General features: G+C 50.9%; 13 protein-coding genes. 8 read left to right on the top strand and 5 right to left on the bottom strand.

What is annotated here, in order from left to right; all coding sequences use genetic code 11:
* Window positions 1-29: 29 nt before the first annotated feature.
* Complete coding sequence (gene ompC, locus ACJHX7_RS07975; protein ID WP_000865589.1) at window positions 30-1,133, bottom strand: porin OmpC; 1,104 nt, start codon at window positions 1,131-1,133, stop codon at window positions 30-32.
* Window positions 1,134-1,871: 738 nt separating this feature from the next.
* Here ompC and rcsD point away from each other — a divergent pair.
* Together rcsD and rcsB are read left to right on the top strand one after the other, a co-directional pair.
* Window positions 1,872-4,544 (top strand): phosphotransferase RcsD, encoded by a 2,673-nt coding sequence (rcsD, locus tag ACJHX7_RS07970; protein ID WP_094029699.1) that lies wholly within the window; start codon window positions 1,872-1,874, stop codon window positions 4,542-4,544.
* Window positions 4,545-4,560: 16 nt separating this feature from the next.
* The gene (gene rcsB / locus ACJHX7_RS07965; RefSeq protein ID WP_001061917.1) at window positions 4,561-5,211 is read left to right on the top strand and encodes a response regulator transcription factor RcsB; all 651 of its coding nucleotides are present in this window, start codon (window positions 4,561-4,563) and stop codon (window positions 5,209-5,211) included.
* Window positions 5,212-5,296: 85 nt separating this feature from the next.
* On the opposite strand, the gene rcsC is transcribed toward rcsB, so the two are convergent.
* Window positions 5,297-8,146 carry a two-component system sensor histidine kinase RcsC gene (gene rcsC / locus ACJHX7_RS07960; protein ID WP_094029698.1) on the bottom strand — a complete coding sequence of 950 codons (2,850 nt, stop codon included), beginning with the start codon at window positions 8,144-8,146 and terminating at the stop codon, window positions 5,297-5,299.
* Window positions 8,147-8,312: 166 nt separating this feature from the next.
* On the opposite strand from rcsC, the gene atoS reads away from it, so the two are divergent.
* The 6 genes from atoS (at window position 8,313) to atoB (ending at window position 15,563) form a co-directional block, all read left to right on the top strand.
* Complete coding sequence (atoS, locus tag ACJHX7_RS07955; protein ID WP_024224030.1) at window positions 8,313-10,139, top strand: two-component system sensor histidine kinase AtoS; 1,827 nt, start codon at window positions 8,313-8,315, stop codon at window positions 10,137-10,139.
* On the top strand, window positions 10,136-11,521 hold the full coding sequence (gene atoC / locus ACJHX7_RS07950; RefSeq protein ID WP_000125281.1) for an acetoacetate metabolism transcriptional regulator AtoC: 1,386 nt from the start codon (window positions 10,136-10,138) through the stop codon (window positions 11,519-11,521). Before atoS ends, atoC begins: the two co-directional genes overlap by 4 nt.
* A gap of 195 nt (window positions 11,522-11,716) precedes the next feature.
* Window positions 11,717-12,379, top strand: coding sequence for an acetate CoA-transferase subunit alpha (gene atoD / locus ACJHX7_RS07945; RefSeq protein WP_000850538.1), 663 nt, complete (start codon window positions 11,717-11,719; stop codon window positions 12,377-12,379).
* On the top strand, window positions 12,379-13,029 hold the full coding sequence (gene atoA / locus ACJHX7_RS07940) for an acetate CoA-transferase subunit beta (protein WP_000339055.1): 651 nt from the start codon (window positions 12,379-12,381) through the stop codon (window positions 13,027-13,029). The genes atoD and atoA overlap by 1 nt, the downstream gene beginning before the upstream one ends.
* Window positions 13,026-14,348 carry a TIGR00366 family protein gene (locus ACJHX7_RS07935; protein WP_000580275.1) on the top strand — a complete coding sequence of 441 codons (1,323 nt, stop codon included), beginning with the start codon at window positions 13,026-13,028 and terminating at the stop codon, window positions 14,346-14,348. The genes atoA and ACJHX7_RS07935 overlap by 4 nt, the downstream gene beginning before the upstream one ends.
* Window positions 14,349-14,378: 30 nt before the next feature.
* Window positions 14,379-15,563, top strand: coding sequence for an acetyl-CoA acetyltransferase (atoB, locus tag ACJHX7_RS07930; protein WP_000786519.1), 1,185 nt, complete (start codon window positions 14,379-14,381; stop codon window positions 15,561-15,563).
* A gap of 73 nt (window positions 15,564-15,636) precedes the next feature.
* On the opposite strand, the gene ACJHX7_RS07925 is transcribed toward atoB, so the two are convergent.
* The 3 genes from ACJHX7_RS07925 to ACJHX7_RS07915 are packed head-to-tail and all read right to left on the bottom strand — an operon-like array spanning window position 15,637 to window position 22,582.
* Complete coding sequence (locus ACJHX7_RS07925; RefSeq protein WP_001225860.1) at window positions 15,637-16,413, bottom strand: YfaP family protein; 777 nt, start codon at window positions 16,411-16,413, stop codon at window positions 15,637-15,639.
* A gap of 4 nt (window positions 16,414-16,417) precedes the next feature.
* A complete protein-coding gene (locus ACJHX7_RS07920) occupies window positions 16,418-18,067 on the bottom strand; it encodes a YfaQ family protein (RefSeq protein WP_094029697.1) in 1,650 nt (549 codons plus the stop codon).
* Window positions 18,068-22,582 (bottom strand): alpha-2-macroglobulin family protein, encoded by a 4,515-nt coding sequence (locus tag ACJHX7_RS07915; RefSeq protein ID WP_199773147.1) that lies wholly within the window; start codon window positions 22,580-22,582, stop codon window positions 18,068-18,070.
* Between the last annotated feature and the right edge of the window lie 18 nt (window positions 22,583-22,600).

The raw sequence follows: 22,600 nt of genomic DNA, 5'->3' as shown, positions 1-22,600 counted from the left end.
GCAGGCCCTTTGTTCGATATAAATCGAGATTAGAACTGGTAAACCAGACCCAGAGCTACGATGTCATCAGTGTTGATGCCAGCAGCGCGGGTGAACTGGTTGTCGTCCAGCAGGTTGATTTTGTAGTCAACGTAGGTGGACATGTTTTTGTTGAAGTAGTAGGTCGCACCAACATCAACATATTTCAGGATATCTTCGTCGTCGTAGTTACGAGTACCGATGGTGCCCAGGTTTTTACCTTTAGACTGCAGGTATGCTACAGACGGGCGCAGACCGAAGTCGAACTGGTACTGAGCAACAGCTTCGAAGTTCTGTGCTTTGTTCGCCCAACCCAGGGAACCTACGCGAGTTGCGTTGTAGGTCTGGGTGTACTGAGCAGCCAGGTAGATGTTGTTAGCGTCGTATTTCAGACCACCAGTGTAGGTTTCAGCACGGTCGCCAGTACCGATCAGGCCAGTGTTGTTCTGATCCCAGGTACGTTTGGAGCTGGAAACTGCAGCACCAACGCCGAAGCCTTCGTAATCATAAGTGATAGATCCGCCGACACCGTCGCCGTTCTGACGCAGAGCACCACGACCATTATTGGTCTGGTCTTCACCGCTTACGCTGCCGTTGGTACCCTGGTACTGAACAGCAAAGTTCAGGCCGTCAACCAGACCGAAGAAGTCGGTGTTACGGTAGGTCGCGAAGCCGTTACCACGCTGCTGCATGAAGTTATCAGAACCGTAGGTGTCGCCACCGAATTCTGGCAGAACGTCGGTCCAGGAAGTTACGTCGTAAACAACGCCGTAGTTACGACCGTAGTCGAAAGAACCTACATCCTGGAATTTCAGACCTGCGAATGCCACACGGGTCCAGGAGTTGTTTTCGTTTTCAGCGCTGTTGCCCTGGATCTGATATTCCCACTGGCCGTAACCAGTCAGTTGGTCAGTAACCTGAGTTTCGCCTTTGAAACCAAGACGCATGTAGGTCTGGTCGCCATCTTCTGACTTGTTGTCAGAGAAATAGTGCAGGCCGTCTACTTTACCGTACAGATCTAATTTGTTGCCGTCTTTATTGTAAACTTCAGCAGCGTTTGCTGCGCCTGCTACCAGCAGAGCTGGGACCAGGAGGGACAGTACTTTAACTTTCATGTTATTAACCCTCTGTTATATGCCTTTATTTGCTTTTTTATGCCACTGCATACTGATTAACCCTCATTAATCAGTCGGCAGGTCCATTCTCCCCAAAAATGCAGAATAATCCAACACGAATATGATACTAAAACTTTTAAGATGTTTCATTTATCGCTATAGATGTTTCAAAATGTAAATAGAAGGGAACTTTTTAAGATTATTGCGGAATGGCGAAATAAGCACCTAACATCAAGCAATAATAATTCAAGGTTAAAATCAATAACTTATTCTTAAGTATTTGACAGCACTGAATGTCAAAACAAAACCTTCACTCGCAACTAGAATATCTCCCGCTATCATCATTAACTTTATTTATTACCGTCATTCATTTCTGAATGTCTGTTTACCCCTATTTCAACCGGATGCCTCGCATCCGGTTTTTTTTACCCTTCTTTACACACTTTTCATTATTCTGTGCTACCACAGAAAAACTATAACGCTTGTTAACTATTTCACAAATAATTAACATCAGCATAATTTCCAGCAATCTTCGTTTATTTGCAATTAATTTCATTGGGCTTTTTGTAGGTTATTTGTACAGCAAAATGGCGCTTGTACATCTATTTCCCCCAATGCAGGATGATAAATATCACGGGAGAATAGAAAATCATCAATCAGGTAAGAGTCTGGAATTTCACACTGTACCCTTTATACTGCCCTATCACTTCGCGAAGTTTTAACAGGTCATAAACACGAATGCGTCAGAAAGAGACAACGGCCACGACCCGCTTTTCACTCCTACCGGGGAGCATTACCCGCTTCTTTTTACTGTTGATCATTGTGTTACTGGTGACGATGGGGGTAATGGTACAAAGTGCCGTTAACGCCTGGCTGAAAGATAAAAGTTACCAGATTGTCGACATTACCCACGCAATCCAAAAGCGCGTCGATACCTGGCGTTACGTGACCTGGCAGATCTACGACAACATTGCCGCGACGACCTCCCCCTCCTCCGGCGAAGGTTTACAAGAGACGCGCCTGAAACAGGATGTCTACTATCTGGAGAAACCACGCCGCAAAACGGAAGCGTTAATCTTTGGCTCTCACGACAACTCAACGCTTGAGATGACTCAACGGATGTCCACCTATCTGGACACATTGTGGGGCGCAGAAAATGTACCGTGGTCGATGTATTACCTGAATGGTCAGGATAACAGTCTGGTGCTGATCTCAACCCTGCCCCTCAAAGATCTCACCTCCGGATTTAAAGAATCGACCGTCAGCGACATTGTTGATTCACGTCGTGCAGAGATGTTGCAACAGGCCAACGCCCTCGATGAACGCGAAAGTTTTTCTAACATGCGCCGCCTGGCCTGGCAGAACGGTCATTATTTTACCTTGCGTACCACGTTCAACCAGCCGGGACATCTGGCAACGGTAGTGGCTTTTGATCTGCCGATTAATGATTTGATCCCACCGGGCATGCCGCTGGACAGTTTCCGCCTTGAGCCAGACGCGACGGCAACGGGAAACAATGATAATGAGAAAGAAGGGACGGATAGCGTCAGTATCCACTTTAACAGTACGAAGATTGAAATCTCCTCGGCACTCAACTCTACCGATATGCGCCTGGTCTGGCAGGTTCCTTATGGCACCTTATTGCTGGATACGTTGCAAAACATTCTGCTGCCACTGCTGCTGAACATCGGTTTGCTGGCGCTGGCGTTATTTGGCTATACCACATTCCGCCATTTCTCCAGCCGCAGTACAGAAAGCGTCCCCAGCACGGCGGTCAATAACGAATTGCGCATTTTACGGGCAATTAATGAAGAGATAGTCTCACTGCTGCCGCTCGGCCTGCTGGTTCACGATCAGGAATCGAACCGCACAGTCATAAGTAACAAAATTGCCGATCATTTGCTGCCGCATTTGAATCTGCAAAACATCACCACCATGGCGGAACAGCATCAGGGGATTATTCAGGCGACGATCAATAACGAGCTGTATGAGATCCGCATGTTCCGCAGCCAGGTTGCGCCGCGCACACAAATTTTCATTATTCGCGATCAGGATCGCGAAGTGCTGGTAAACAAGAAACTCAAGCAGGCGCAGCGTCTGTATGAGAAAAACCAGCAGGGGCGGATGACCTTTATGAAAAACATTGGCGATGCGCTGAAAGAACCCGCACAGTCCCTGGCGGAGAGCGCGGCTAAACTCAACGCCCCGGAAAGCAAACAACTGGCGAATCAGGCAGATGTGCTGGTGCGGCTGGTCGATGAAATACAGTTAGCGAACATGCTTGCGGACGATAGCTGGAAAAGTGAGACGGTGCTGTTCTCCGTGCAGGATTTAATTGATGAAGTTGTGCCTTCAGTGTTGCCTGCCATCAAGCGTAAAGGTCTGCAACTGCTGATTAACAATCATCTGAAAGCACACGATATGCGCCGCGGCGATCGCGATGCCTTACGACGTATTTTGCTGCTACTGATGCAATATGCCGTGACCTCAACGCAATTAGGAAAAATCACCCTTGAGGTTGATCAGGATGAGTCCTCCGAAGACCGCCTGACGTTCCGCATTCTGGACACCGGAGAAGGCGTAAGCATTCATGAAATGGATAATTTGCACTTCCCGTTTATCAACCAGACCCAAAACGATCGCTATGGCAAGGCGGACCCGCTGGCATTCTGGCTGAGCGATCAACTGGCGCGTAAACTGGGCGGTCATTTAAACATCAAAACGCGGGATGGGCTCGGTACACGCTACTCTGTGCATATCAAAATGCTCGCAGCTGACCCGGAAGTTGAAGAGGAAGAAGAGCGATTACTGGATGATGTCTGCGTAATGGTGGATGTTACTTCGGCAGAAATTCGGAATATTGTCACTCGCCAGTTAGAAAATTGGGGTGCAACCTGTATCACACCCGATGAAAGATTAATTAGTCAAGATTATGATATCTTTTTAACGGATAATCCGTCTAATCTTACTGCCTCTGGCTTGCTTTTAAGCGATGATGAGTCTGGCGTACGGGAAATTGGGCCTGGTCAATTGTGCGTCAACTTCAATATGAGCAACGCTATGCAGGAAGCGGTCTTACAATTAATTGAAGTGCAACTGGCGCAGGAAGAGGTGACAGAATCGCCTCTGGGCGGAGATGAAAATGCGCAACTCCATGCCAGCGGCTATTATGCGCTCTTTGTAGACACAGTACCGGATGATGTTAAGAGGCTGTATACTGAAGCAGCAACCAGTGACTTTGCTGCGTTAGCCCAAACGGCTCATCGTCTTAAAGGCGTATTTGCCATGCTAAATCTGGTACCCGGCAAGCAGTTATGTGAAACGCTGGAACATCTGATTCGTGAGAAGGATGTTTCAGGAATAGAAAAATACATCAGCGACATTGACAGTTATGTCAAGAGCTTGCTGTAGCAAGGTAGCCTATTACATGAACAATATGAACGTAATTATTGCCGATGACCATCCGATAGTCTTGTTCGGTATTCGCAAATCACTTGAGCAAATTGAGTGGGTGAATGTTGTCGGCGAATTTGAAGACTCTACAGCACTGATCAACAACCTGCCGAAACTGGATGCGCATGTGTTGATTACCGATCTCTCCATGCCTGGCGATAAGTACGGCGATGGCATTACCTTAATCAAGTACATCAAGCGCCATTTCCCAAGCCTGTCGATCATTGTTCTGACCATGAACAACAACCCGGCGATTCTTAGTGCGGTATTGGATCTGGATATCGAGGGGATCGTGCTGAAACAAGGTGCACCGACCGATCTGCCGAAAGCTCTCGCCGCGCTGCAGAAAGGGAAGAAATTTACCCCGGAAAGCGTTTCTCGCCTGTTGGAAAAAATCAGTGCTGGTGGTTACGGTGACAAGCGTCTCTCGCCAAAAGAGAGTGAAGTTCTGCGCCTGTTTGCGGAAGGCTTCCTGGTGACCGAGATCGCTAAAAAGCTGAACCGCAGTATTAAAACCATCAGTAGCCAGAAGAAATCTGCGATGATGAAGCTGGGTGTCGAGAACGATATCGCTCTGCTGAATTATCTCTCTTCAGTGACGTTAAGTCCGGCAGATAAAGACTAATCACCTGTAGGCCAGATAAGACGCGTCAGTGTCTTATCTGGCATTTGCACTGAATGCCAGATGCGGCGTAAACGCCTTATCCGTCCTACGATTCCCGCGATTTCCTGACCCTCTCGGCATATACCGTTAGCGTCTGTTTTATCACATCCAGCGTTACCGGCTTCGACAGGCAGCTGTCCATACCGGACTCCAGACACCGCTGCTTCTCTTCAGCCAACGCATTAGCAGTTACTCCGATTACCGGCAACGTCAGTCCCAACTGACGAATGCGTTGCGTCAAGCGGTAACCATCCATATTTGGCATGTTGACGTCGCTAAGCACGATATCAATATGATTCTTGCTAAGTACATTAAGCGCATCGACGCCATCATTCGCGGTTTTACATTGATAGCCCAACGATCCCAACTGATCTGCCAGAAGACGCCGGTTAATCGGATGATCATCCACGACCAGAATCATCATATCGTCGTTATCGCTGACCGCTTTGTCCGTCGACGGCAGAGCGTTAGCAGGATCATCGCTCTCCATCTCGATCAAATAAATACGCGCCAACAATGCCGGTAGCTCATGCGGGGCCGCCACACTGTGTACCCACTCCCCTGGCGCTTTCTCCAGCGGAATACCAATATGGCGACGACAGAAGGTCACTACCGCTCTACCCTGCCATTTTTTACTCACTACCTCGTCAGTAATTAACACATCTTCGGGAGTCGGTTCCTGCCCTTCGTATGTTGTAACGACGATGCCGCTGCGCTGCAAACTGGTTTCCAGGAACTGACAGAGCGACGCATTGCGGACCGCCAGCCAGCAGCGTTTACCACTCAACCCTTCCACGCCTTTTTTCTGCGGGTACTGAGCGCCGTACAACGGAATACGCACGGTAAACTGGCTGCCCATTCCCGGTTCTGAATCTACCGAGATGTCGCCGTCCATCATGCTGATCAGTTTTTCACAAATCGCCAGACCCAGACCGGTCCCCTGGAAGTTTCGCTGTACGCCCGTTCCGACCTGGAAGAAGGGATCAAACAAGCGCACGACTTCTTTCGCCGGAATCCCCACGCCGGTATCGCGAACACGGATAGAGAGATAATCGCCATCAGCGCGAACTTGCAAAACTATACAGCCGGTATCGGTGAATTTTATGGCGTTACTCAACAGGTTGGAGATGACCTGCTGTAAACGCATCGGGTCGCCATTTAAGGCCACTGGCACATCCGGTTCAATAAAGCAGTACAAGCCTAACTGCTTGCGTACCACCAGCGGTAAATAGTTGGCGGTGATGTGGTTCATCACTTCACGCGGTGAAAACTCACGCGGTTCGATCTTCAACTGTTCTGATTCAATTTTCGAGAAATCGAGAATATCGCTGATAATTTTCAACAACAGGCTGGAAGAGTTGTTCATTGCCGTCACCAGACGATCGACGCCTTTCGGTAACTCTTTGGTTTGCAACAGATCCAGGTTACCGATAATGCCATACAGCGGCGTTCGCAGCTCATGACTGACGGTGGCAAGGAACATCGATTTTGACTGGCTCGCCTGTTCTGCTGCTTGTGCCATCTCCTGCAACGACTCTTCCATCTTCACGCGCGAAGAAACATCCACCAGCACACAAATGGCCACGTTTTCATTACGATAGCGCGAATGGACGAAGCTGATTTGCAGATTGGTATTGTTGCTGGTCAGGACATCAACAAAATTGACCTGCTGCCCACAGATAATTTGTGTCAGCCGTTGGCGATCCTCATGCGTAAGCATATTGAGATAGGTATGCGCCAGTTCGTTACTTAAAATATTGACGCCATCAGCGGTACGCAAAATGCAGATACCCACTGGCGCGGAGGCGACAATCTTGCGATTAAACTGCTCATGTTCTTCCAGTCGCAGGGCGTCGCTTTCCGCCGGAATGAAAATACGTCGCTCGTACATCCGCGCGAGAGTAAACAATGCAGCTCCGGCAAGCACATTCAGCAAAATTGCGTTAAGGATCAACATGCGAATGCGTTCCAGCACCTTATCAACCGGCACCGAATACACGATGCTTAGCGATGAGGGTGGCAGATTTTTCTTCAGCACCAGCTCCCGGAACCCTTCCGTATAGCCAAACCAGGAGCGTTCCTGCATCCAGCGAGGATCGCCCTTAATTTTGCTTTCTGGTCCGGTAAGCGAAATCTGGGTATGACCATTTTCATCAAGAATGGTAACCCCCATCGGCAACGTACCAGGTAAGAAAAAGTTCTCCATCCGGATGGTCTGCTCGACACCCAAAAGCGCCTGCAACCGGTTCGCCAGATAAACTGGCGTCAACGCGTAAAAATACCCGACGCCAGGGCGCGGACCTTCGCTGATCCAGTAGAGGTTACTGCCACTATCATCTTGTGGTGCATTTCGATATTTATTAATGCGTTCATGCAAAGCTTTTAGCGCGGTATCGCGTTCCACTGGCATATCACGCAGACCGAAATTGGCCATGCAGAGGTTATCGCTGCCGATTAAAAATACCCGGTTGAGATCGTAAGCCGCAGAAAAATTATCGCGCCAGTAGCGCATAAACCACGCCAATGACTCCAGAGAACCTCGCCAGGTGTTACTCATTGCGGAACAATCAGAGTCAGCAAACAGTGGTTCAAACGCAGGCACATCCGTCTGCGTTTCTCGTCCACGCGGGGAAAGCACACCGTTTTCTGCCGATAAGCGATTTTCGGCGATGTACTTCAGCTCTTTCATCACATCAGAGGTGCGTTGAATAAAGCGCTGAGCCTGATCGGAACTCAGATTAAATTCCTGACGAATTTCCGATTCTCGCTGATGTAACGCATTAACGATGTAAAAAACGGATGAAAAAGCAATCAACAGCCAGAGCACTAACGCCAATGCTCTGAACATGTAGCGCGAGGCTTTCAGGGTTGTACGAAAAGAAGCAAGGTATTTCAAAGGGGCGAAGCTCCGCCTCAGGTGACCGATGGAGTGTGGTTAAGGTAGCGGTAAAAGCGTGTTACCGCAATGTTCTCTCTTCTCTGGAATATGATACACCGCCGAGAAATCATCACCTTAACCTCTGATAATCGTCATATACCGGACAAGACTAGTGGATTTCAGCATGCATTATATGAAGTGGATTTATCCACGCCGCTTACGCAATCAAATGATTCTGATGGCAATCCTGATGGTCATTGTCCCAACGCTTACTATTGGTTATATCGTAGAAACGGAAGGACGTTCAGCAGTCTTATCTGAAAAAGAGAAAAAACTTTCTGCCGTGGTCAACCTGCTTAATCAGGCGCTAGGCGATCGCTACGATCTCTACATCGACTTACCGCGTGAGGAGCGTATCCGCGCATTAAATGCAGAACTTGCCCCCATTACCGAAAATATCACTCACGCCTTCCCTGGCATCGGCGCTGGTTATTACAACAAAACGCTGGATGCGATAATCACCTACGCGCCTTCAGCGCTATATCAGAATAATGTCGGCGTTACCATTGCCGCAGATCACCCTGGTCGCGAAGTCATGCGTACAAATACCCCTTTGGTTTATTCAGGCAGGCAGGTGCGCGGCGATATTTTGAATTCAATGATCCCCATTGAGCGTAATGGTGAAATCCTCGGCTATATCTGGGCCAATGAATTAACCGAAGATATTCGCCGCCAGGCCTGGAAAATGGATGTGAGGATTATCATTGTGCTCACCGCCGGTTTGCTGATAAGCCTGCTGTTGATTGTCCTTTTCTCCCGTCGCCTGAGCGCCAATATAGATATCATCACCGATGGCCTCTCGACTCTGGCACAAAATATTCCCACTCGATTACCACAATTGCCCGGTGAAATGGGGCAAATCAGTCAGAGTGTTAACAACCTCGCCCAGGCACTGCGTGAAACGCGGACACTTAACGATCTGATTATTGAAAACGCTGCCGATGGCGTCATTGCCATTGACCGCCAGGGTGATGTAACCACCATGAACCCGGCAGCAGAAGTCATTACTGGCTATCAACGTCATGAACTGGTAGGGCAGCCTTACTCCATGTTGTTCGACAATACTCAGTTCTACAGTCCAGTACTGGATACGCTGGAACATGGCACCGAACATGTAGCACTGGAGATCAGTTTTCCAGGCCGTGACCGCACCATTGAACTCAGTGTCACGACCAGTCGTATTCATAACACGCACGGTGAAATGATAGGTGCTTTGGTGATTTTCTCTGATTTAACTGCCCGCAAAGAAACCCAGCGCCGCATGGCGCAAGCAGAACGCCTCGCTACACTGGGTGAGCTGATGGCTGGCGTGGCGCATGAAGTACGTAATCCGCTAACGGCTATTCGTGGTTATGTACAGATCTTGCGCCAACAAACCAGCGACCTAATACATCAGGAATATCTGTCCGTAGTACTCAAAGAAATTGATTCAATTAACAAAGTTATTCAGCAATTGCTCGAATTTTCACGTCCACGCCACAGTCAATGGCAACAAGTCAGCCTCAATGCATTGGTTGAAGAAACTCTGGTACTGGTACAAACCGCCGGCGTACAAGCGCGGGTCGACTTCATAAGCGAACTGGATAATGAATTAAGCCCGATTAACGCCGATCGTGAACTGCTCAAACAGGTACTACTGAATATCCTGATCAATGCCGTCCAGGCTATCAGTGCACGAGGGAAAATTCGCATTCGAACCTGGCAGTATAGCGACTCACAACAGGCCATTTCGATAGAGGACAACGGCAGTGGCATTGATCTCTCGCTGCAAAAAAAGATCTTCGATCCCTTTTTCACTACCAAAGCCTCAGGAACCGGGCTTGGTCTGGCGTTAAGTCAACGCATCATTAATGCCCATCAGGGTGATATTCGCGTCGCCAGTTTGCCGGGCTACGGCGCAACCTTCACGCTTATTTTACCGATCAACCCGCAGGGAAATCAGACTGTATGACTGCTATTAATCGCATCCTTATTGTGGATGATGAAGATAATGTTCGCCGTATGCTGAGCACCGCTTTTGCACTACAAGGATTCGAAACACATTGTGCGAACAACGGACGCACAGCATTACACCTGTTTGCCGATATTCACCCTGACGTGGTGTTGATGGATATCCGCATGCCAGAGATGGACGGCATCAAGGCACTCAAGGAGATGCGCAGCCATGAGACACGGACACCCGTTATTCTGATGACGGCCTATGCTGAAGTGGAAACCGCCGTCGAAGCGCTACGCTGCGGGGCCTTCGACTATGTTATTAAACCGTTTGATCTCGATGAGTTGAATTTAATCGTTCAGCGCGCTTTACAACTCCAGTCAATGAAAAAAGAGATCCGTCATCTGCACCAGGCACTGAGCACCAGCTGGCAATGGGGGCACATTCTCACCAACAGCCCGGCGATGATGGACATCTGCAAAGACACCGCCAAAATTGCCCTTTCTCAGGCCAGCGTCTTGATTAGCGGTGAAAGCGGCACCGGGAAAGAGTTGATTGCCAGAGCGATTCACTACAATTCGCGGCGGGCAAAGGGGCCGTTCATTAAAGTCAACTGCGCGGCACTGCCGGAATCGTTGCTCGAAAGTGAACTGTTTGGTCATGAAAAAGGTGCATTTACTGGTGCACAAACCTTGCGTCAGGGATTATTTGAACGTGCCAACGAAGGTACTCTGCTCCTCGACGAAATTGGTGAAATGCCGCTGGTACTGCAAGCCAAATTACTACGCATTCTGCAGGAACGGGAATTTGAACGGATTGGCGGCCATCAGACCATAAAAGTTGATATCCGCATCATTGCTGCCACCAACCGCGACTTGCAGGCAATGGTGAAAGAAGGCACCTTCCGTGAAGATCTCTTTTATCGCCTTAACGTTATTCATTTAATACTGCCGCCTCTGCGCGATCGCCGGGAAGATATTTCCCTGTTAGCTAATCACTTTTTGCAAAAATTCAGTAGTGAGAATCAGCGCGATATTATCGACATCGATCCGATGGCAATGTCACTGCTTACCGCCTGGTCATGGCCGGGAAATATTCGAGAGCTTTCCAACGTTATTGAACGCGCCGTCGTGATGAATTCAGGCCCGATCATTTTTTCTGAGGATCTTCCGCCGCAGATTCGTCAGCCAGTCTGTAATGCTGGTGAAGCAAAAACAGCCCCTGTCGGTGAGCGTAATTTAAAAGAGGAAATTAAACGCGTCGAAAAACGCATCATTATGGAAGTGCTGGAACAACAAGAAGGAAACCGAACCCGCACTGCGTTAATGCTGGGCATCAGTCGCCGTGCATTGATGTATAAACTCCAGGAATACGGTATCGATCCGGCGGATGTATAACGCCAAAACTTGCTATGCAGAAATTTGCACAGTGCGCAATTTTCTGCATAGCCGCTCATTCTCCTTATAAACCCCCATCTAATTTATCCTTTTCTATTCAATTAGTTAAATAACAACCCCCAATAATCTCATTCTGGCACTCCCCTTGCTATTCCCTGACTGTACCCACAACGGTGTATGCAAGAGGGATAAAAAATGAAAACAAAATTGATGACATTACAAGACGCCACCGGCTTCTTTCGTGACGGCATGACCATCATGGTGGGCGGATTTATGGGGATTGGCACTCCATCCCGCCTGGTTGAAGCATTACTGGAATCTGGTGTTCGCGACCTGACATTGATAGCCAATGATACCGCGTTTGTTGATACCGGCATCGGTCCGCTCATCGTCAATGGTCGAGTCCGCAAAGTGATTGCTTCACATATCGGTACCAACCCGGAAACAGGTCGGCGCATGATTTCTGGTGAGATGGACGTCGTTCTGGTGCCGCAAGGTACGCTAATCGAGCAAATTCGCTGTGGCGGAGCTGGACTTGGTGGTTTTCTCACCCCAACGGGTGTCGGCACCGTCGTAGAGGAAGGCAAACAGACACTGACACTCGACGGTAAAACCTGGCTGCTCGAACGCCCGCTGCGCGCCGACCTGGCGCTCATTCGCGCTCATCGTTGCGACACACTTGGCAACCTGACCTATCACCTTAGCGCCCGCAACTTTAACCCCCTGATAGCCCTTGCGGCTGATATCACGCTGGTAGAGCCAGATGAACTGGTCGAAACCGGCGAGCTGCAACCTGACCATATTGTCACCCCTGGTGCCGTTATCGACCACATCATCGTTTCACAGGAGAGCAAATAATGGATGCGAAACAACGTATTGCGCGCCGTGTGGCGCAAGAGCTTCGTGATGGTGACATCGTTAACTTAGGGATCGGTTTACCCACAATGGTCGCCAATTATTTACCGGAGGGTATTCATATCACTCTGCAATCGGAAAACGGCTTCCTCGGTTTAGGCCCGGTCACGACAGCGCATCCAGATCTGGTGAACGCTGGCGGACAACCGTGCGGCATTTTACCCGGCGCAGCCATGTTTGATAGCGCCATGTCATTTGCGCTAATCCGTGGCGGTCATATTGATGCCTGCGTGCTCGGCGGTTTGCAAGTAGACGAAGAAGCAAACCTCGCGAACTGGGTAGTGCCTGGGAAAATGGTGCCCGGTATGGGTGGCGCGATGGATCTGGTGACCGGGTCACGCAAAGTGATCATCGCCATGGAACATTGCGCCAAAGATGGTTCAGCAAAAATTTTGCGCCGCTGCACCATGCCACTCACTGCGCAACATGCGGTGCATATGCTGGTTACTGAACTGGCTGTCTTTCGTTTTATTGACGGCAAAATGTGGCTCACCGAAATTGCTGACGGGTGTGATTTAGCCACCGTGCGTGCCAAAACAGAAGCTCGGTTTGAAGTAGCTGCCGACCTGAATACGCAACGGGGTGATTTATGATTGGTCGCATATCGCGTTTTATGACGCGTTTTGTCAGCCGGTGGCTTCCCGATCCACTGATCTTTGCCATGTTGCTGACATTGCTAACATTCGTGATCGCGCTTTGGTTAACACCACAAACGCCGATCAGCATGGTGAAAATGTGGGGTGACGGTTTCTGGAACTTGCTGGCGTTTGGTATGCAGATGGCGCTTATCATCGTTACCGGTCATGCCCTTGCCAGCTCTGCTCCGGTAAAAAGTTTGCTGCGTACTGCCGCCTCCGCCGCAAAGACGCCCGTACAGGGCGTCATGCTGGTTACTTTCTTCGGTTCAGTCGCTTGTGTCATCAACTGGGGATTTGGTTTGGTTGTCGGCGCAATGTTTGCCCGTGAAGTCGCCCGCCGAGTACCCGGTTCTGATTATCCGTTGCTCATTGCCTGCGCCTACATTGGTTTTCTCACCTGGGGTGGCGGTTTCTCTGGCTCAATGCCTCTGTTGGCTGCAACACCGGGCAACCCGGTTGAGCATATCGCCGGGCTGATCCCGGTGGGCGATACTCTGTTCAGTGGTTTTAACATTTTCATCACTGTGGCGTTGATTGTGGTGATGCCATTTATCACCCGCATGATGATGCCAAAACCGTCTGACGTGGTGAGTATCGATCCGAAACTACTCATGGAAGAGGCTGATTTCCAAAAGCAGCTACCGAAAGATGCCCCACCATCCGAGCGACTGGAAGAAAGCCGCATTCTGACGTTGATCATCGGCGCACTCGGTATCGCTTACCTTGCGATGTACTTCAGCGAACATGGCTTCAACATCACCATCAATACCGTCAACCTGATGTTTATGATTGCGGGTCTGCTGCTACATAAAACGCCAATGGCTTATATGCGTGCTATCAGCGCGGCAGCACGCAGTACTGCCGGTATTCTGGTGCAATTCCCCTTCTACGCTGGGATCCAACTGATGATGGAGCATTCCGGTCTGGGCGGACTCATTACCGAATTCTTCATCAATGTTGCGAACAAAGACACCTTCCCGGTAATGACCTTTTTTAGTTCTGCACTGATTAACTTCGCCGTTCCGTCTGGCGGCGGTCACTGGGTTATTCAGGGACCTTTCGTGATACCCGCAGCCCAGGCGCTGGGCGCTGATCTCGGTAAATCGGTAATGGCGATCGCCTACGGCGAGCAATGGATGAACATGGCACAACCGTTCTGGGCGCTGCCAGCACTGGCAATCGCCGGACTCGGTGTCCGCGACATCATGGGCTATTGCATCACTGCCCTGCTCTTCTCCGGCGTCATTTTCGTCATTGGTTTAACGCTGTTCTGACGGCAACCCTACAGACAGAAGGAATATAAAATGAAAAATTGTGTCATCGTCAGTGCGGTACGTACTGCTATCGGTAGTTTTAACGGTTCACTCGCTTCCACCAGCGCCATCGACCTGGGGGCGACAGTAATTAAAGCCGCCATTGAACGTGCAAAAATCGATTCACTACACATTGATGAAGTGATTATGGGTAACGTGTTGCAAGCCGGGCTGGGGCAAAATCCGGCGCGTCAGGCACTGTTAAAAAGCGGGCTGGCAGAAACGGTGTGCGGATTCACGGTCAATAAAGTGTGTGGTTCGGGTCTTAAAAGTGTGGCGCTTGCCGCCCAGGCAATTCAGGCAGGTCAGGCGCAAAGCATTGTGGCGGGGGGTATGGAAAATATGAGTTTAGCGCCCTACTTACTCGATGCAAAAGCACGCTCTGGTTATCGTCTTGGAGACGGACAGGTTTATGACGTAATCCTGCGCGATGGTCTGATGTGCGCCACTCATGGTTATCATATGGGGATTACCGCCGAGAACGTGGCCAAAGAGTACGGAATTACCCGAGAAATGCAGGATGAACTGGCGCTACATTCACAGCGTAAAGCGGCAGCTGCAATTGAGTCCGGTGCTTTTACAGCCGAAATCGTCCCGGTAAATATTGTCACCCGGAAGAAAACCTTCGTCTTCAGTCAAGACGAATTCCCGAAAGCGAATTCAACGGCTGAAGCGTTAGGTGCATTGCGCCCGGCCTTCGATAAAGCAGGAACAGTCACCGCCGGGAACGCGTCTGGTATTAACGACGGTGCTGCCGCTCTGGTGATTATGGAAGAATCTGCGGCGCTGGCAGCAGGCCTTACCCCCCTGGCTCGCATTAAAAGTTATGCCAGCGGTGGCGTGCCCCCCGCATTGATGGGTATGGGACCAGTACCTGCCACGCAAAAAGCGTTACAACTGGCGGGGCTGCAACTGGCGGATATTGATCTCATTGAGGCTAATGAAGCATTTGCCGCACAGTTCCTTGCCGTTGGGAAAACCCTGGGCTTTGATTCTGAGAAAGTGAATGTCAACGGCGGGGCCATCGCGCTCGGGCATCCTATCGGTGCCAGTGGTGCTCGTATTCTGGTCACACTATTACATGCCATGCAGGCACGCGATAAAACGCTGGGGCTGGCAACACTGTGCATTGGTGGCGGCCAGGGAATTGCGATGGTGATTGAACGGTTGAATTAACCAATAAAAACACCCGATAGCGAAAGTTATCGGGCGTTTTCTTGAACATCGACGGCGAAGGTAACCCCATTAATCACCAGTCAAAACTTTTCACCAGCGTCAGCTCGCCAGCATTACGCATCGGTACAATAAATGTTTCCTGTTTCTCATTGACCGATCCTTCATCGGTGATCAGCGTCAGTTGGGCGGTGGTTAATTCCGTTTCGCTGCGTCCGCCATAGTAGTTGATATACACCTGATAGCGCCCGTGAACTGGCGCTGGCATGGCGAAAATCTCGGGGCCGTACCCCGTCGTGACATCCATATCCAGTGCACCACTGTTGTTCAGCACGGTGTTACCGTACCAGGCGTGTTCGCCATCGGGCGTAACAACGTGAAGGTCGAGGTCGGTATTGTCCGTATCCCACGAGAGAACCAGCCGTAAACGTGCACGAATCGTTCCTGTACCCGGCGTTGAGTAAAACTGCATTTTTTGCCGGCTTTGCCCATCCGGGCTGATGACCTGCACGCTGTTGCTGCCTTCAGTGAAAATATAAGGGCGTGCAAATGAACCATCGGATTCAATTCTCTGCGGCATACTGGCACCGTTGACCACCAGCCGGCCCTGCTGAACTTTACCCGCCGCAGCATAATTCTTTATTTTGCCGCGGATCTGCGCTGAGATATTTTGATCATCTGCCATGTTGACGGACGACGCCGGGTAATTGATCGATTGTGAAAAACTGGCATCTTCGCCCTCTGCCGGATGCCAGCCAGAGAGCGGTGCATCAATCTCGACTTCCTGCACACCTTCACTGTGAGCGACAGGCGAAAGCGCCACCAGTAACAACGGAAGAAAAATCTTTCGCATAGCATTAGTCCATTAATAATTGTCGGGTCAGCGTTTCGATATAGTTCTCATCAAGCCCGGTGGGATAACCATCAAAGGCCAGGTGCAGATACTCATGGGTTAAATCCAGCCGATCCTGAAGCGTAAAGAAGTTACGAATAAACAGCCGTTTCTGCTGCCGATCGGTATAGGGGAAACCTGAGACTAAACGACAGACCGCAAACACGTCTGGTTCGTTGTAGCCCGTCTCGCCTTGCAATATACGCCGCCACTGCGGCATTTTTTTCGCCAGCCAGGCTTTCGCTTTGGGTAATAACTGACAGGTTGAGCGTGGCGCTCCCCAGCGGCTAAGGCTGTTATCGGGATAAGCAAACGCGAGTATCTGGTCGTAACGCTCTCCCTGCCCCGCCTGGGCCGTGGCTTGCCGCCAGGAAAGCGTCCCTTCGGTAGCGCGACTGCCGTGATAATGAACCGGATCGCCCGCATAGATAAGATCCTGCGTCCAGGCGGTCATCGTTCGCGCCCCCGTGGTCGCTGGCGAAGCCGAAACACGCTGTGTGGCGCTGCTGTCAGGGATGGTCAGGCAATCGCCTTCCCGATTGGCGTTTTGCTGTAAAAAAGTGCGTATCGCCACGGTCATGGCTTTCGCTGCCTCAGGGGGCGTACTTTTCGCCTCGCGATCCAGAACTCTGGCAACATACTCTTCACGATCGAGATGCGACTGCAATTTCAGTTTGCCCTTTTCGCTCAGTAAGGTCGTCTCACCGTGGCTGACAAACGTAATGTGGTTACCATTGGCGAACGTCACACGATAGCGCCCATTAAGTACGCCGGGTTTTACTGCCGTCGTACTCTTTTCCGCTGCGATTTTCTTCAGCGGATAGCGGGCAAACAGCTCCACCTCTACACATTGCCCACTGGCAACTTGCGTCGGCACTGGCAAAACCCGATTAAGCACCGTCGCATAACGGGTCAGTACCGTTTTGCTGGTGCCACTGCCAGTAACCCACAGCGGTGTACCATCGGTTAACCAGCCGGCAAAACCACCCTGACGGATTTGCTGTTTATCATCGGCAAACCAGCTCCAGGTTTTCACCCTTACCCGACTACCGAGCATGGATGCGACACCGATTTTCGCCTCGTCCAGCACCACATCCAGTAAGACTTCCTGAGCTTTGTTTTGCGCAGGTAACGTCGCTAATGAATCAAGCAGCGATTTAACCGTTACCGAGGTTTCTGGCTTCAGCGTAGTAAGAGACGCTAACCACGCAGGTGCCTGACGCTGTTGCCAGTATTGCCCCCAAACATCTGCACCAATATGCAACCGTTGCGGCGCAAAATAGAGCCCACAGGAGCGTACCAGCGCGGTATCGCGCGTTATACTCTCCCCAGCCTGACAACAATAAACCTCTTCCGGGGAGTTTCCGCGACACTGGTAGGGCTGCTCTGGTTGATGGGTATCCTCCAGCCAGGCGTAAACATACAGTTTCCATAAACTCCCTAACGGCGTGGTGAGCGTGTCAGGTAATGCTGAGACTTTGGTCACGCCTGATGACGACAGCTGATACAGTTGATCGTGCTGCGCGCCCCGCAGCGCCAGTTGTAACGGCGTCTCCTCCGCAAGCGTTGGCAGAGTAACCAACGCTAATAGCCAGACGATTCTGCGCCAGTTCACTTATTTCACCTGCATCCCGGTCCATTCGCTCCCTGCCGCAACACTTTGCTGTGCAGGTGCATAGGAACGCACATAACGAGCAGGAGGCAGAACGAATTGCCCTTTTTGCGAGAAGCGCAGCAAATGGCGGAAAGTGACCGTTCCCGTCAGTTCTTTCACCGGCACCATATAGGCCAGTTCGCCCATTTCATTTCGCGCTTTTTCCAGCAACTGCCCCTGCTGTTTTCCAGCGTTCGGTTTATTGACCGAAATGCCCCACGTAGTCCTCTCAACGTCAGCCCCTGGCGGGAGCGGTACTTCCACCTGACCGTAGCGCAGAACGGCATCCTGCTCGCTGGTAAGCGTAATTTCATCGAGATACAGCGCATCGCTGTCAATCTCATTGCTGGTCACCGGCTGCAGAGTAAAGCTCATCTCTTCTTCACCGGGGATAAGCCGATACAACTGGCGTTCAACGGTCACCGGAATGTTACTTTGTTGAGCCGTTTTTGCCGGTTCACGCCAGCGGACCTGCACATTTTGCGGCGATAATTCGTCACCAAAAGAGAGAATGTCCGGCACGCCCTGACCAACCCAACGCCAGTATTCGCCCCCTCCAGTTAACTTATGTTTGGCCCATGCGCCCGCAGGCGCAGGCAAAACAACTGGAGGCATTGTCGCCATATATTTCGCCAGCCAGTTCATGGCCAGCGCGCGCTCAATAGTAGATTGCTCAGCGGTCAAACCACTTAAAATAGCAGCCGCCTGGGTAGCGTCGCCCCCGCTATTGAGCAGCACAACCGTGTGCGCCAGCGGCTGATTGCTGTTTGCCGCTTTATCCCACGCATATTGCTGAACCTGTGGCATCACAGTGGACTTCAACTGCGCTTTTTTCAGCAACGTCATGGTTAAGACGTTTGCCACCGCATCTGCCAGTGGAGATTCAGGTGTATCGAGGATCAGACTGTCATTGATATCGCTGGTGTCTGCCTCAGAGAAATCTTTAGTTTTAGTTCCGCGCCGGGCGATAGCTTCATCCAACCCTTTCAACAACGTTTTGCACGGCAGATTCATCTCCTGCGCCCACGCCAGCACCAGCGCCCGATGCAATAACGGCATGTTATCTGCCTGCTCGGCATAACTGTCGAGCATATGCTGCCAGTATTCCGGTTGTTGCGTTACGCCGAGCGCCTGGCTGGCCTGCCAGTCGGCGTACCATGCCCATGCCGTGAGGAAGGCGTCACCATTGCCATCTTCACCCCACCAGGTAAAGCGCGCACCGGGCCCTGCCAGTTGCATCAGCCGCAGACGGTTATCCTGAATCATCTGACGAATGTCGTTAGCGGCGGCACTTTGATGATCGGCAAGCGAACGCCAGGCGAGACTGAGCGGGATCAGACGGCTACCGGTGTTGATCACCCCACCCCACGGTTCATCGACTAACGCATCAAGATTGTTGCGGAAAATCTCCTGCGGCGTTTCACTACTTTGAAGCCGGATATTGCTCGCCTGCTCGGGCAACATCAGCGCGTTCTCGCCACCGCCGAGCATGACATTTTTCTGCTGTTCAACGGGCCAGCTGTTGTCCACAAAAGACAGTTTTGTGCTAATGCTGTCCTGCACTTGCCCATTTTGTTGCAGTTCTGCACTTAACAAGCCAGATTGCTGAATATTCTGCGTCAGCGAAATATAATTCGCCCCTTTGTGCAGCGTCAGCGTCTGGCGCATCTCAGCGCCTGCAAATTTAGTCACCAGCACCACCGGTTCGTTATCCTGCTGACTGAAGATAAACAGTCCTGCCGCCGGTTTGTCGCCCACGCGATACACCGTTGGCATACTCCACTTCATGTAGAGATTTTTTTCCGAACGCAGATAAGCACGCCCCTGCCCGACCAGCCCGTCGCCGTTCATCCCACGCGCGGTGATACGCCAGCGGGTTAACGAATCAGGCATCAGGAACGTGAAATACGCTTTGCCTTGTTTATCGGTTGTGAGTGACGGCATCCATGCCGCGGTATCCACCTCTTCACGCCGTGGACGTTCAAGCATTTTTACTCGCCGCTCGCTGCGGTTAGTTGCGCCAGGCGCAACCGGCTCGCTGGAGAGCGCCTGGTCGTAGCTGATAAACGACAAACTGGAGCTGGTACGCACATTGTTACGCCCCAGCGGATAGAAAAATTTGCCGATATTCGGCGCGATTTCCGGTTGCAGCGCGTAGATCATTTCATCGACCACGCCTACCGTTAACTGCGCAGAAACAGGTTTACCTTTCAGCGACGAGGTTAATTCGACATTGACCAGTTCACCAGGCTGGTAATGGGTTTTGTCCGTTTTCACCCGGATATCCAGCTGGGGAACGGCAACTTTGATCCCGGCGTTCTGAAAACTGTACTGACCGTTACGGGTATACAGCACCGAAAAAGTGATGTTAGGCGCAAAGGAATTGCTCACTGGAACCCGGGCTTCATACTGGGTATCGTTTAAACGTTGTAACGTCAGCCAGTTTGCCGGATGCGAAAGCAGCGACTGCTGTTCCACGCGATCGCGTTCCAGCGTCAATAATGCTTCATCAATTGGCTCCGGAAAGGTAATCAGCATCTTCGCAGTTTCGCCTGGCTGATACAGCGTTTTATCCGCCACGATATCTACCGTACCAGTATGCGCCGTGCTGCCCTTACCGCTGACGGCATGACTTAACCCAGCGAGAATTAAGCCGTCTTTATCGCGTAATGTCAGATTGTAGTTGCCAGGTTTAGCGAAATTGACGGTAAAGGATTTGCCGCCTGACGGTAGCTCTCCGCTATGGCTCGTGCGGTCTTCGAGACGCAACCATTCATACGTAACAGGAACCTGTTTTGAAGATTCCAGCGCGGCATAACGGAACACAACCGATTCACCGCTATTACTGTATTGTGCGGCAGTACTTAATGAGTAATGTGCCAGTCCACGTTCAATGAGGATCTCTTTGGTGGTGGTGACACGATACGCCGCACCGTCACTGGCGGAGACGGTTAACAAATAGCGGCTTGGTTTATCAGCGGCGGGGAGATTTAACGCCACATGACCGCTATCGTCGGATACCGTTTCACTGCCTTCCAGCGACACGGGAAAACGTCCGGCATAACGCAAATCGTTACCGACCATTGATAATTGCTGAGCGCGCAAACTTAACTGCACACGGGCATCTTTTACCGGCTCACCATCCGGGTAGAGCAGTTGCAGTTTGCCGCTGACCGCTTCGCCAGTTTTGAACTCTTTTTTGTCGAGAGCTAAGCCAATCTCGAAATGTGGCTTGATGTAGTTTGCCACGCGAAAACTGCTGCTATAGACCTGTTTGCGGTAAGCAAGACGTAACTCATAACCTCCGGCGACGGCATTTTCTGGCAGGCGGAAACTCCCCTGCCCGCCATTACGCGCATCCAGCGTGACATTGACGGTTTGCAACAGACTGCCGTTGGCGTCCAGCACCGAAAGCTTCGCCGGTGCGCTGACGATGGGGGATGAATGCAACGGATCGTGGAACTCGCGGCCCATCACTTTAACATCGACACGATCGCCTGCGCGATATAGCGGGCGATCGGTAAAGATATACAAGCGGGTGTTGTAGATTTCGCTTTCGTAGAAAAAGTTCTCGGAGACAAAAACGCCGCCTTCAGCATCCTTACCCAGAATGTATGAACGTTCTGGCGATATATGTTGTAACTGCAAGGTACCGCTGTCATCGGTCACACCGCGAGTCATCACGCCAAGACCGTCAGTCCACAGGATCTCTGATCCCGGCTTCGCTTCACCCTGTATTTTACCTGCGGTCCACACCAGAAGCTCGTTACCTGACACTTTGCTAAGCGCCACGGTATCGGAAACAAACACCACCGTCGTTGCCCGATACCCACCTATCATCGCCTCGACGAGGTACAATCCCGGCTCTTGTTTGCCGAGAGGAATATAAATATTACCCGGCTGCGGCGAGATGAAATTGTTGGATGCGCCTTCCAGTTTTACCCCTTGCTGCGGCTCGACCGGTTTAGCCTGCCATAGTGGATAACGGAATTGTTCCACCAGTGGATATTTTTTCAGCGGTGAAAACTGGCTGTTCTGTACATAACGGGAAGGTTTAACAATGGCATTACCGAGCTGTAATTCAGGTAACGCCTGAGTCACATTCTGCCGTGACTGAGAAGAGAAAGTACGCTGCATTACACGGCGAGATTTGCCATACCAGTTATCCCACAGCCAGGTCAGCGTATTGTTTAGCCCGTCGCCCAGATATTTCGGTTGCACCACAATGCGATGCAGGTTTTTCTGCTGGCGCAAAAATGCCATCGGGTCAGGAATACGATACAGGCGAACGTCCACGCCACCGTACTCTTCCATCTGATAGCGTCGATAATCACGCCCCGGCGCTTCCAGTCGCACTTTCGCCTCTTCACTGCTGCTAAAACTGCTGTCAGCGAGCAAAAAGAATGTTCCCCCGGCGGGCGGCGCATAGTTACTGGAAGGAAGCGAATCATCAGCATTAGCAAGCCCTGTTCCCACAAGAGACAGGCAAAAGCA

The sequence above is a fragment of the Escherichia sp. WS1451 genome (assembly GCF_046487365.1).
In the GTDB taxonomy this organism is placed as follows: domain Bacteria; phylum Pseudomonadota; class Gammaproteobacteria; order Enterobacterales; family Enterobacteriaceae; genus Escherichia; species Escherichia coli.
The sequence above is the reverse complement of the archived record's forward strand: the minus strand, read 5'-3'. Positions and strand labels throughout refer to the sequence as shown.